The sequence below is a fragment of the Peptococcaceae bacterium 1198_IL3148 genome, assembly GCA_036763105.1.
Taxonomy (GTDB): Bacteria; Bacillota; Desulfotomaculia; order Desulfotomaculales; family Desulfohalotomaculaceae; genus JBAIYS01.
The window spans coordinates 299,870-313,216 of the sequence record JBAIYS010000002.1 but is presented as its reverse complement, the minus strand read 5'-3'; the positions used below and the strand labels follow the sequence as shown (position 1 = coordinate 313,216).

The 13,347-nt window shown below is 38.6% G+C and carries 10 protein-coding genes; 4 read left to right on the top strand and 6 right to left on the bottom strand.

Translation table 11 applies throughout. The features are described from left to right. Positions 1-287 precede the first annotated feature (287 nt). From V6C27_03660 to V6C27_03645, 4 genes are read left to right on the top strand one after another with little or no spacing between them, the layout of a single operon-like run. Positions 288-527 carry a helix-turn-helix transcriptional regulator gene (locus V6C27_03660; protein MEG6615522.1) on the top strand — a complete coding sequence of 80 codons (240 nt, stop codon included), beginning with the start codon at positions 288-290 and terminating at the stop codon, positions 525-527. Next, complete coding sequence (locus tag V6C27_03655) at positions 520-2,463, top strand: site-specific DNA-methyltransferase (GenBank protein ID MEG6615521.1); 1,944 nt, start codon at positions 520-522, stop codon at positions 2,461-2,463. Before V6C27_03660 ends, V6C27_03655 begins: the two co-directional genes overlap by 8 nt. A gap of 14 nt (positions 2,464-2,477) precedes the next feature. Further along, on the top strand, positions 2,478-5,438 hold the full coding sequence (locus tag V6C27_03650) for a type III restriction-modification system endonuclease (protein MEG6615520.1): 2,961 nt from the start codon (positions 2,478-2,480) through the stop codon (positions 5,436-5,438). A 22-nt stretch (positions 5,439-5,460) separates the two neighbouring features. After that, entirely contained in the window at positions 5,461-7,080 is a 1,620-nt protein-coding gene (locus tag V6C27_03645; GenBank protein ID MEG6615519.1) for an AAA family ATPase, read from the top strand. 128 nt (positions 7,081-7,208) lie between these two features. Here V6C27_03645 and V6C27_03640 read toward each other — a convergent pair whose 3' ends face one another. The 6 genes from V6C27_03640 to V6C27_03615 form a co-directional block, all read right to left on the bottom strand. Then, the gene (locus V6C27_03640; GenBank protein ID MEG6615518.1) at positions 7,209-8,231 is read right to left on the bottom strand and encodes a PTS sugar transporter subunit IIC; all 1,023 of its coding nucleotides are present in this window, start codon (positions 8,229-8,231) and stop codon (positions 7,209-7,211) included. Positions 8,232-8,242: 11 nt separating this feature from the next. Next, positions 8,243-9,397, bottom strand: coding sequence for an HD domain-containing phosphohydrolase (locus V6C27_03635; GenBank protein MEG6615517.1), 1,155 nt, complete (start codon positions 9,395-9,397; stop codon positions 8,243-8,245). Between the two features lie 379 nt (positions 9,398-9,776). After that, positions 9,777-10,316, bottom strand: coding sequence for a CBS domain-containing protein (locus V6C27_03630; GenBank protein ID MEG6615516.1), 540 nt, complete (start codon positions 10,314-10,316; stop codon positions 9,777-9,779). A 6-nt stretch (positions 10,317-10,322) separates the two neighbouring features. Then, positions 10,323-10,883, bottom strand: coding sequence for a nitroreductase (locus tag V6C27_03625; protein MEG6615515.1), 561 nt, complete (start codon positions 10,881-10,883; stop codon positions 10,323-10,325). 93 nt (positions 10,884-10,976) lie between these two features. Next, entirely contained in the window at positions 10,977-12,368 is a 1,392-nt protein-coding gene (gene gltA, locus V6C27_03620; protein MEG6615514.1) for an NADPH-dependent glutamate synthase, read from the bottom strand. After that, positions 12,369-13,205, bottom strand: coding sequence for a sulfide/dihydroorotate dehydrogenase-like FAD/NAD-binding protein (locus V6C27_03615; GenBank protein MEG6615513.1), 837 nt, complete (start codon positions 13,203-13,205; stop codon positions 12,369-12,371). Positions 13,206-13,347: the final 142 nt, after the last annotated feature.

Here is a 13,347-nt window from a genome sequence, read left to right as displayed (position 1 = left end):
CTGTCTTTTTTCCGGTAAAGACTGCTGTAATGCTTATGCTTTTGCTCAAATTTGAGCGGAAGTGATATTTAGTTTAAGAAAGATTAATGTTATAACTTTGCCTTTGGTTTTACAAATAGACTTACAGACTTTTTTGTCTAAAAGTCTTGATTTGAACCCCTTTGATTAAATGCATAAATAGAAAATTGTGATTGAAATAGACGAAAAATAATGTGAGATTAAAAATTTATACTGTTTATAGCGTGTTTTTGTGATATAATTATTAATATTTGTGGGAGGTGCAAAAAATGGCAATACATTATAACAAGCTATGGAAGCTGCTAATTGATAAGAATATGAAAAAGAAAGATTTGCAACGCCTTTCCGGTGTTAGCTCGGCAACTATCACAAAGCTTGGCAGAAACGAAAATGTAAATACAGAAATACTTCAAAAAATATGCACAGCTTTAGAATGTGACATTTGTGATATTTTAGAGTTTGTACCTGATAAAATTGAGAAAGGCAAGGTGAATGATAACAATGATTAAGGATATTATGAATGCCAATGATAGTGCAACACCGAACAGTCGAGAAATGGCTGTATTAAAAGAAAATTTCCCCTCATGTTTTAAGGCAGATGGGTCCTTTGATATTGAGCGGTTTAAGGAATTTTTAAGTGATAAGATTGCTGTAACGGGAGAGGGTTATGAACTTAAGTTTTTGGGTAAAAACTATGCCCGATTGCTGGCTTCAATTGATACTACAACAGTTGTTGTGCCGGACGAGGAACATAACTCAAAACCAGAAAATATGAACAGTGAAAATATCTACATAAGTGGCGACAATCTTGATGGGTTAAAGCATCTCTTGAAGTCCTATTCACGTCAAGTTAAATGCATTTATATTGATCCACCTTATAACACTGGAACAGATGGATTTGTGTATAATGACCAGTTCAATTTTACTGTGGAAGAACTTTCGGAAAAACTAAGTATTAGCGAAGAACAGGCACAACGTATTTTAGACTTAACAAAACGTGGTTCGGCTTCTCATTCTGCTTGGTTGATGTTTATGTACCCGCGCCTTTTACTTGCTCGAGATTTACTTAAAGATAATGGTGTAATCTATATTAGTATTGATGACAATGAATGTCATAACTTAAAATTACTATGTGATGATGTTTTTGGCGAAGAAAATTTTGTTGGAAATTTTGTCATTAATTCAACACCAAATGCACGTGACTACGGACATATAGGTAAAATGCATGAATACTGTCTTTTCTATGTAAAGAATAATGAAGAAACAGAAACTAACATGTTACCGGATACAGATAAGAATTTTAAATACATAGATGACAAAGGGGGATTTAATATTCATCCTCTATATAATAGTAATGAAGCTTTTCATAAAGGAAACCGTCCTAACTTATTTTATCCATTTTATTTATACCTTGATGAACCTTGTGAGGATGGATTCTTTAAAATTGGATTAGAAGAAAGAGATAATTCTATTGAAATATATCCACCGAAGTCGTTAAGAAACAATGTTCAGTTTGTTTGGAGATGGGGAAAAGAAAAAGCAAGAAGGTATATGAATCAAGAGATTATCGGCTACCGAACAAATTCAGACGAATATCGCATAGTACAAAAGATGCGTCATAATGAAAAATTAATTCGTAGCATTTTATCTGACACAAAGTATTCCAGTAGACGTGGAACCGCTGAAGTCGAGGAGCTGTTGGGAGGTAAAATTTTCTCCTTTCCTAAGCCACTTTCATTAATTTCCGATTTAATTAAAGTTGGAATGAATGAGGATGATATAATTGTTGACTTTTTTTCAGGATCTGCTACAACAGCACATTCTGTAATGCAGTTAAATGCTGAGGATAGTGGCCGTAGGAAGTTTATTATGGTGCAAATCCCCGAACCTGTTCTTCCAAACAGTGATGCTGAAAAAGCTGGTTATAAAACTATCGATGAAATTGGCATGGAACGAATAAGACGTGCAGCAACTGAAATAAAGGAAGATTATCCAGATACAACAGCGGATCTTGGCTTTAAGCACTATACATTGGTTGAGCCTGAGCAAAACACTCTAGACAAGCTTGAAAAGTTTGACCCTACTGAAAATAAATTATTTGCTGACAAAGACATTCTTAGTGATTTTGGAAAACCTACCGTCCTTGCAACGTGGCTTGTTAGAGATGGATATGGACTTACAGCAGATGCTGAGGAGTTAAATTTTGCTGGATACAATGGCTATTATATAGGAAAACATCTTTACCTAATTGACCCGGAATTGTCTAATAAGGCGATTGAATCCATTGTAGTAAAATATGAAACTGACGGCAGCTTTAATCCTGAGAACGTGGTGTTATTCGGTTATAGTTTTACATGGACGGAAATGGAAGCTTTAAAAATTAATTTGAAACGGTTGAAGGATACAGAGAAAAACTTGCGTATCAACTTCGATATCCGTTATTGATTGGAGGGTATGTTATGGAACTTATCCTACAACGAGGATTACCACACCAACAAAAAGCTGTAGATGCAATAAGTGCTGCTTTGAATGGGGTACAGATAACTTCTCCTGTACAATTTTATGAAAATCCAAGCATTTCTCTTTCTGATCCTAAACTAGCTGCAAATATTAGAGAAATTCAAAAAAATATACCTTCAGAATATCGAAGCAGTATGCCTATTGATGACTGCTTGAATATTGATATTAAAATGGAAACCGGTACAGGAAAGACTTACGTTTATACTCATACTATATATGAGCTTCATAAACGTTACGGACTTAATAAGTTTATTATCGCTGTACCTTCACTTGCGATTAAAGCAGGAACTGCACAGTTTTTGCGTGATGAATATGTAAAGCGACATTTTTCCGATGTTTGTGGCTATGGTACAGAAATTGAGGTTGGAGTACTAGAAGCGCCAAAAAACAAGAAAAAGGGGCGCTCTTATTTCCCGAGTGTTGTGAGCGACTTTGTAAAAGGTTCTTGCCAGAACACGAAGAAGATTTATGTATTATTAGTTAATATGCAACTACTTGTTGTCCGATCAAATGGTATGCTTAGCCGTGACGACTATGATTATGGAGTAGAAGGTTTTTATAGACCACTTGATGCTATTCGTGCAACAAACCCTGTTGTTATTATTGATGAGCCACACAGATTTTCTCGTGACCAGAAGGCATTTAAGGTTATCGTTGATGAAATAAAACCACAGTGTATTATACGCTTTGGTGCTACCTTCCCTGAAACTACAAGTGGACGTGGAAAAAACAAAATAACCGTAAAAGACTACCAAAACCTGCTCTATGATTTAAATGCCTGTGAATCTTTTAATCAAAATTTGATAAAGGGAGTAACGAAGGAGCATTTTGAACCGGTATCCAAGCGTGAAGAAAAGGTGAAAATCACTTCCATCACAAGCAAGGATTCTGTTACCTTTCAGTATAAAAAGCGTGATGAATCGACTAAAACATTTACTCTTAAAACTGGAGATTCACTATCTATCATTAATGAAGCTTTCGAGGGAATTACGGTTCATGCTATTGGCAAATCAACAGTTGAGTTTTCTAATGGTATTCAAAAGTCAACTGGTGAGGAATTGGATGTGGATATCTATATGACCTCTTATCAAGAGCAGATGATGCGTCTTGCCCTTGAGCGTCATTTTGAAACAGAAAAAATAAACTTCTGTGGTCGCAATTTCAAGATCAAGACATTGGCATTATTTTTTATCGATGATATATCATCATATCGACCAAACGAGGAAGGTAAAACCCCTTATCTATTACAAGCTTTTGAGAGATTGCTTAAGGAACGGATAGAATCGGTGCTATCTACCCTCAGTGAGCATGATACTGAATATCGGGCATATCTGGAAGCAAGTCTTGCAGATATTTCTGCTTGCCATGCAGGCTATTTTTCACAGGACAATAGCGATTCGGATGAAGATATAGCAAAAGAAGTAGAAACTATCCTTCATGGAAAAAAACACCTTCTCTCTTTCAAGAATAAAGACGGTAGCTATAACACTTTACGTTTTCTATTTTCAAAATGGACACTTAAAGAGGGCTGGGATAACCCTAATGTATTTACGATAGCTAAACTTCGTTCTAGTGGAAGTGAAAACAGTAAACTGCAAGAGGTTGGACGAGGTTTACGACTGCCTGTAGATGAGAATGGTAATCGAATCTCCAATGAAGAATTCCAGCTTAATTATATTGTCGACTTCACAGAGGCAGACTTTGCTAAACGATTAATAGACCAAATAAACGGAGAAATTCCACAAGCTTCTTCTATTAGCGAAGAAAGATTGGAACAAGTGGCCAAGAAGCTTGGCATGACTTCAGATGAACTTTTTGATGCACTATATGATAAACATTACATAGACAGGCGATTAAATATAAAACCCGATACAAGGGACGCTTTCTTTGCAGAATACCCGGACTTTGCTACAGGATTGTCTTCAGGTAAGGTAAAAGACCGAAATGTAGCAAAACCAAGACCTGTAAAAATCCGCAAAGCTGTTTACAGTGAAATACGCGAATTATGGGAAGCAATCAATCAACGATACCTACTTTTCTATGATGATGATCTGGATGCTGATATGGCTAAAGTTGTTTTATCTTTGCTGGAAAAACCCGGTGTTTTTACAGACGTTGTCATGACTAGCTCCAGAGATATCGTTAAGAGCGATGGCTCACAGATGATGATTGTTTCAGATACAGGTGCCCAATATATAGTATCCAAACCTATTCCCTACAATGAATTTCTTAAGAGGATCACAAATGCTACAAACATTCCAATTAAAGTATTGCATGAGGCATTGTGTGAGTATGTTAAGAGGAATGGAACTATAAATCCAGAACGTATTAATGAAAATTCTGTCAGCATGTTTATCCAACAATTTCATGACTGGAGAAGCAATAATTTGCAAGGTCGATTCCATTATGCAAAAAGCAATACGCCTGTTGGTGCAACAGCACTCACCTATTCAGACGGTTCTCCACGTGAAGATATTGCGCAGGGACGTATTGGCACAAAGATAGTTCCGGGAACTCCAAGTGAGAAGTATTTATATGATGCTTTCGCTTATGACTCACCGTTGGAACAAAAAAATATTATGTCGGACATCGAAGAAGTCATTGTATATGGAAAAATTCCACGTAGCAGCATTGCCATACCAACTATTACCGGTGGAATGTACAGTCCAGACTTCATGTATGTTGTAAGAAAGGCTTCCGGTGAGAAAGAGCTTAACATTGTAGTCGAAACAAAAGACGTAGAAAATAAATCCGACTTACGTGGTACAGAAAAAGCAAAAATTGATTGTGCTCGTGTTTTCTTTGATATGCTCTCGAAAGATGGATACACTGTTTATTTCCGTGATCAGTTAAACAACAAACAGATGGCTCAGATTATTAAGGAAGTATTGGCAGAGTAATTTAATTTAGGGGGGTGAAAGATTGAGGTTAGAAGCATTTTTAATTAAACATTATCGGTCGATAGAAAAAGTGGCTCTTAAACTTCCTCAAAATAAGCCACTTGTCCTATTTGGACCGAATAACGCAGGAAAATCTAATATATTATCAGCTATAAATAGATTACTTGGTGAAAGGTATCCAACAAATATTGAGATGTTGGAAAGTGATTACTTTAAACGTAATCAAAGTGAATATCCTACCGCACAGATAACTGCTAAATTTTCTGAGCCTTTACATTATGATAGTAGAGGGAATGGACATGATGTGATAACTATAAGTTATAATTATAATGGACAGGCTAATAATAATCTTTTTCACGATGTTAATGGAAATAGGTTATATATAAAAAATGAAGAGCGTTCCGCTTGTCAATCTTACTTGATTGATGCTGAAAGAAATATCCAGAGTGCTTTTAATTATAGTAGTAGCTACTCTCTGTTAAGCAAGTTTTCAAAGAAGATACATGAAGCCTTAAGTACAGAGCATAAAGATGAATTATCACAAGCCTTTAATCAAATTACAGCATCCTTTGAACAGACTGATGAATTCTCTGGTTTTTTTAATCGATTTTCTGAAGCTCTAAAGGGAGCGGTAAAAGGGTTTGTTCATTCATTGGCTGTGGATTTTTCAGCCTATGATCCAAACAATTATGCAAAGTCACTTCGGATCTATGCAAAAGAGGGAGATAATATTCGTGGATTTGAAGAATTCGGCACTGGTGAACAGCAAGTCTTATTAATGGCTTTTGTTAAAGCATATATGGAAGTATTCACTGGTGAAAACTTTGTGTTGATTATTGAAGAACCAGAAGCCCATCTTCATCCCTTAGCTCAAAGATGGTTAAAGGAATATGTTGTGGATATGTGTTCATGTGGTATTCAAGTAATCATTTCAACACATTCCGCAGAATTCATAGATGCAGAATACTTAGACGGACTTGTTCGAGTACATAAAGAGGGTGGAGTTACTAAAGCAATACAACTATCCGCTCAGCAACTTTGCGATTTTTGTATAGGGTCAGGTGTTCCAGAGAATTGTGTGTCACCAGAAAATATAGTTGATTTTTACTCGACAAAACTATTTTCAGACCAGTTAAAAGGAATGTTTGCCGAAACAATCATTTTAGTGGAGGGAGCTACTGAATATTTTGCTCTGCCAGTGTATTTGAAACGTAGTGGGTATTCTTTAGCTGAACATGGAACCGAAATTGTTAATTGTCGCGGTAAGGATGCAATCCCCTTGTACTGGAGGTTATTTAAAGCATACGGTTATAATTGTTATGCTATATTTGATTGTGACAGGAATGCATCAAAGACTAGGGATGTGTTTAATGGCATCTTTTGCGAAGAAGAATGGGATACAGAAACTGAAAATTGTATTGTTAGAGCCGATTATGCATACTTCGGTAAAGACTTTGAATCCTATTTGCGTACAGCAATAGAGGATTATACTTCAATGGAACAAACTATTTCTGAAAAATATCATATTTCTTCAAAGCCAGGAAAAGCTAAAGCTATTGCACAACATATAGAGGAAATTCCTCATTTTATTAAGGATATTGCAGATAAACTATTAATTATAGAACTATTGGGACAAAATTAGCTGAATGTTAAAAAGACCACACAGGAGTATAAAAACTCTTATGTGGTCTTTTTTGCCCCGCTTGAAGCTGTTCATTTAAGTTTTTCTTCAATCCCTAAGTGAACGCTTCTTTCCCGGCATTTTTACTTTTATAAATCTAATTTCATATCTCCATCTTTAATAAAACCAATTTTGTACATATATGTTGCCACAGCCAAAGCTATTATCCCCGGTGCAACAAAATGTAGAAGTAGAATTTTTAACAGCACATTGGTACTTAATCCCATGGCAGTGATAGTGGTAAATTGACCCACCAAGCCAGCTGTGCCCATCCCCGCACCTAAATGAAGGTTAGTCATCTTAAATATGGTGGTACTAAAGGGACCCAAAATGGCCCCAGCTACAGTAGGCGGTAATAATATCCAAGGGTTCTTCACTATATTACCTATTTGTAGCATCGAAGTGCCTAAACCCTGGGCCAATATGCCGTCTAATCCGTTTTCTCGATAACTTGCCACCGCAAAACCCACCATTTGGGCAGCGCATCCCACCGTCGCTGCACCGGCTGCAATACCACTCAATTCCATCATAATGGCTAACGCGGCACTGCTTATTGGTGCTGTTAAAGCCAGCCCCATTACCACCGCCACAATAATTCCCATGGGAATAGGTTGCAGTTCAGTGGCCCATTCTATAAAATTGCCTAATTCCTTCATGCCATAGCTAATCACCGGCCCCACCGTACCGGCGGCAGCATAACCAATTAAAATAACGGTTAGCGGAGTAATAATAATATCGACGGGGGTTTCTTTGCTTACCAATTTACCGAACTCTGCACCTATTACCGTGGCTATAAAGCTACCTGCCGGACCACCCATTAAATACCCTGCTGCACCGGCAACGGCAGAAGCAAACATCACTAACGGTGGCGCTTTTAAACCATAGGCTACCGCCACACCGATGGTTGCTCCAACCAGGTTGTCATTCATAGCCAGTGCACCAACATTTTTCAACATTTCTATATGTAGTTGCTCCCCCAGTGTTTTTATAATCACACCAATAAGTAGGGAAGCAAATAACCCCAGCGCCATGGCCCCTAAACCGTCTATAAAATATCTTTGCACCGATATTTCAATGCCTTTTTTCTTTAAGAATGAAGTTTTGTTCTGCAAGCAGTTATCTCCTAACCAACATCTGAAATGGAACAATACTTTGATGGTTTCAACTTACCAACATCTATTAAATAAATAGCAATATCTACCAAGTTCGGATCAAATTGGGTACCGGCATTATTTATCAGTTCCTCTCTCACTTGGCGCAGAGTAAGTTTTTGCCGATAGGGACGATATGAAGTCATGGCATCAAAGGCGTCAGCAATGGCAATAATTCTAGACAACAGAGGAATCTCTGTACCCTTTAGTTTACCCGGATACCCCGTACCATCATACCTTTCATGATGATGTCTAACATAGGGCGAAAGCTCGCGAAATACAGACATTTCTTCCAGTATATCAGAACCAGCTAAGGGGTGTATTTGTATTTCCAGCATTTCTGCTGGTATTAGCTTTCCTTTTTTATATAACACCTTTGGTGATACCGCTAAATTGCCGATATCATGCAACATGCTGGCAATATATAATTCTTCCATTTCTTTGTTGGTTAAACCTATTTCCATCCCCAATACACCTGCGTACTCCGCCACATTTTTGCAATGGCCCCGGGTATATACATCCAGTCCTGATATGTATTGTGAAAAATATAACAATAATTCCGGGCTATCTGCCAATAATTCAGTGTACATACACATTATTTCGGTATCAAAATTACCGGCGGAAAACCTGTTGAAAATAACCACTGCTGAATATATTTCATCATTATCTATTATATTTTTTGTGGTTATTTCCACCGGTACCGGACTGGATAATAAAGCAGTGGTGACATAGCACTTTTCAAGAAAACATTCCTTTTTCTTGGCCCAAACTTCAATGGTTGGACTTAAAAACTGACCTTTATATTTTAACCGCCTGCGATCTGAAAAAAGATCGCCTATAAATTCTCCGTTCACTTCATTATAGCTTTTACCAACCCAAGCTAAAGCCGATGAATTAGCAAAAACCACAACTCCTTCATGGTCTAACAAAACTATCGGCCCTGGAAACAGTTCCATCAACCGGCAGTCTGCTGCGGTCTTTTGAAAAACTTGAAATTGCAGGTTGTCAAGATCCAGCTCAGCTAACCTAGATTGATCTATTCTTTTTATTATTGGCTCCCAAGGCTCCACCGACATTTTTTCCTTTACAATCTCGTGTAAGAGAATAGACAACTGATCTAGTACCACAGAGATCCCTTCTCCCGTAATATTTTAATTTTTTGAATAATTCACTTAACTTACACTTCTATGTCCATTGCAATATTCCTTCAAAAATTTTACTTAATTTTATAGAGTAAATTAATATATATGCTATACATAAAAAGATTGTATATTATGTCGATTCTCGTTTGTAAATTATCACTTTACAAATGTAAAGTTTGTTATATTGTGCTTTTGCAAAGGCCGCACACATACTCACTCCAAGCTATCTAATGACAAGGCTTCAGAGGCAAATCAAAGTAATGTATATAAATACCTTGTATGTAGGTTATATGTATTTATTACTGCGCACAAAATAAAAAAGCCGGCCTAGGGCCAGCTTTTTTATTAGCTCAAAGTGTTAAAATCAGATATTACATTCAGGCATTTCTAAAATTAAATTGTGTACCTCCTCAACTATTTCCACCATTCTGATGGTACCAATCACGTCTTCACCATTCATTACTGGTAACAAATTAATATGATTTTTCACCATTAAATGTATGGCTTTTAACAGCGATGCGTTATGCTCAATGGTGATGAGATCTAAGGGTTGCATAATTGCCCCAACTTTTTTACAACAATTTTTCCGACACCGCTCAGTAAAGAGTTCTTCAAGGGCCAGAAGTTCAACTGCCGGTGTTATTTCAACCCAATAATTCTCATCCAAATAGCGATCACTAAAGAGGGCGGGATCAAGTGATGCCAGCAAATTTCTCATTGTTAACAGCCCCACCAGCCTAGTTCCAGAAACCACCAACACTGTGCGGTGGTGTAATCCGGTATTTCTATAGGAATTAATCAATATTTTAACCGCGTCAGCAACAGTATCATCCGGACTAACCTTTGAATACTGTTCCAGCGGTATCATTAATTCCTTTACAGTTTTTTCTTTAATGCCAATCACTACTTTCTATCTAAATATTGGATAATCCTTGCGGGCTAAACCTTGACTTGGAAATTTTTCCGGGTAACCTAAAATTATTGGCGCCACTATTTGATAACCAACAGGAATGCCGTGTTTTTGCTTAAATTCCGTTGAGTTTAATAACTTTTGAGCAAAGCCGGTCCAACAGGTTACTAAGCCTTTACCATAGGCTGCCAACATAAAATTTTGTGCCGCTAACGAACAATCATTTATGTACCAGGAACTTTCGCTGGCATTGCCGTAAATGGCCACTAAAACCGGTGCGTTATGGAAAATATGATAACCATCCTTTGCTAACATTTCTTTGTATGGTTTAAGGTGGCAATTTTGATCAATATCCTGCAATAATCCCTTTTTTATTTCTTCTGATAACTGTAATAAATATTCCCGGTCGTCAACGACAAGGAATCCCCAAGGTTGTTTGTTAGTGGCGCTTGGTGCCCAAACCGCCAAGTCTATCAGTTCTTGAATTATTTCCTTTGGCACCGCTTGATCAATAAATTTACGAACGCTACGGCGATTTTTAATCGCAGATATAAGCTCCATTTTTATCAATCTCCCATGTAATCTTTATTCATTATTATGGTTATATTGGTGATAAAATAACCCGGCACTAATCAGTACCGGGTTAAGACTAGATTACTTGCTTTGTAAATAATCATTAATTGCCCGTGCGGCCTTTTTACCTGCGCCCATTGCTTTAATCACCGTCGCTGCTCCTGTTACTATATCACCGCCGGCAAAAACCCCTGGTTTCGATGTCTCACCGGTTTCTTCATTGGCAACGATATTACCCTTTTTGGTTAATTCCAACCCGGGAGTTGTTCTGGGCACCAGTGGGTTGGGGCCTTGTCCCAAGGCCAGCACCACATTGTCCACCGCCATCTCGTATTCTGAACCCGCTATCGGCACTGGCCGGCAGCGCCCCGAGGCATCTGGCTCACCCAGCTGATATTTAACACATTTCATAGCCTTGAGATTGCCATTTTCATCCCCTAAAAATTCAACCGGGCTGGTTAATAGCGCAAACTTTACACCCTCCTCTTGAGCATGCTCAATTTCTTCATGCCTGGCGGGCATTTCCTTTTCCGACCGCCGATATACAATATAGGATTCCTTGGCACCCAACCGCAAAGCAGTGCGAGCTGCGTCCATGGCTACGTTGCCAGCCCCAATTACAGCCACCCGCTCACCCACTTTAATGGGGGTATCGTGCTCAGGGAATTGATAGGCCTTCATTAAATTTGTTCTGGTTAAAAATTCATTGGCAGAGTAAACACCATTGAGATTTTCCCCAGGTATATTCATAAAGTATGGCAATCCTGCCCCGGTACCAATAAACACCGCATCATAGCCTTCGGCCAGCAGTTCATCGATTGAATCGAGTTGACCAACCACATAGTTAGTTTTAATTTCTACCCCAAGTTCTTTAATTTTTTCAATCTCTTTCTGGACAACTTTATCCTTTGGCAATCTAAACTCGGGAATACCATACATCAACACTCCACCGGCCACATGAAGGGCTTCCATAACAGTGACATGATGTCCCATTTTAGCTAAATCGCCAGCGGCGGTTAGGCCGGCAGGCCCCGAACCCACAACTGCCACCCGCTTGCCAGTGGGAGCAGCCTTTTCTATTGGCTCACCTCCGTGTAACAACTCATAGTCGGCAACAAATCGCTCCAGCCGACCGATACCCACCGGATCTCCCTTTTTACCTAGGATGCAGTATTTTTCACACTGGTTTTCCTGGGGGCAAACCCGACCACAAACTGCCGGTAAACTGTTTTTAGTTTTAATTTTTTTAATGGCACCAGCAAAATCTCCCTCTTTAATGCTGCTGATAAATTCCGGAATGGGCACCTCCACTGGGCATCCTTCCATACATTTTGGTTTTTTACAATTCAGACAGCGGCTAGCTTCCGTTAATGCTGTCTGTTCGTCATATCCTAACGCCACTTCGTTAAAATTATTCACCCGCTCCTTGGGGTCTTGAGTTGGCATTTCGTGTTTAGTCATCACCGGTGTCATTTATTCAGCCTCCTCTCTACCGCACATTCCTTTTGCTGCTGCTCTTTTTTCTTCATCTTTATAGTACGCCACTCGCCGCATTGCTAAATCAAAGTCCACTAAATGGGCATCAAACTCAGGCCCATCTACACAGGCGAATTTGGTTTCGCCACCGACGCTAACTCGACAGGCACCACACATGCCTGTGCCATCAACCATAATGGGGTTTAAGCTTACAATGGTTTTAATCCCCAGCGGCTTAGTGGTGGCGGCCATTGCTCGCATCATTGGCATTGGTCCTATGGCCCAAAGTCGATTAATTTCTTGTTCTGCAGCCACTTGTTTAACCATTTCGGTGACAAAGCCCTTGTGGCCGTAACTGCCATCATCAGTACAAACTATAAGTTTATCGCTGACGGCAGCCATTTTCTCTTCCCAAAATAATAGTTCCTTATTGCGGGCACCAATTATTGTAATTACTTTGTTGCCGGCCTCCTTCAAGGCTTTCGCAATGGGATGGATTGGGGCAACCCCAACACCACCACCAACACAAATAACGGTGCCATAATTCTCAATTTCAGTGGGCTCACCCAAAGGACCAACGATATCTTTTATGCTATCCCCTTCATTTAACTGTCCCATTTGTTTGGTTGTGTATCCCACCTCCTGAAAGATGGTGGTAATGGTGCCTTTTTCTCGATCATAATCGGCAATGGTTAAGGGGATTCTCTCGCCCTGGTCATGTAGTCTCAGGATAAAAAACTGTCCCGCCCTAGCTTTAGCCGCCAGTTTTGGTGCTTCAACCTCAAACAGCTTGATAACAGGCGACAACACCTGCTTGTGAACTATCTTATGCATTTTAATTTAACCTCCATTTATGATGGTTGATTATTATAAAAATTTATATTTTATTATTTTATCAGATAATGTCCACAAAGAAAACTTTATCGTGTTAATATTCCTAAAATCTGTTTTATTAAAGTACCAAAATATACAAACG

Coding starts and splice junctions, on each gene's coding strand:
- V6C27_03655 (MEG6615521.1), top strand. CDS start 520: ATGATTAAGGATATTATGAATGCCAATGATAGTGCAACACCGAACAGT.
- V6C27_03660 (MEG6615522.1), top strand. CDS start 288: ATGGCAATACATTATAACAAGCTATGGAAGCTGCTAATTGATAAGAAT.
- V6C27_03625 (MEG6615515.1), bottom strand. CDS start 10,883: ATGGAGCTTATATCTGCGATTAAAAATCGCCGTAGCGTTCGTAAATTT.
- V6C27_03650 (MEG6615520.1), top strand. CDS start 2,478: ATGGAACTTATCCTACAACGAGGATTACCACACCAACAAAAAGCTGTA.
- gltA (MEG6615514.1), bottom strand. CDS start 12,368: ATGACACCGGTGATGACTAAACACGAAATGCCAACTCAAGACCCCAAG.
- V6C27_03615 (MEG6615513.1), bottom strand. CDS start 13,205: ATGCATAAGATAGTTCACAAGCAGGTGTTGTCGCCTGTTATCAAGCTG.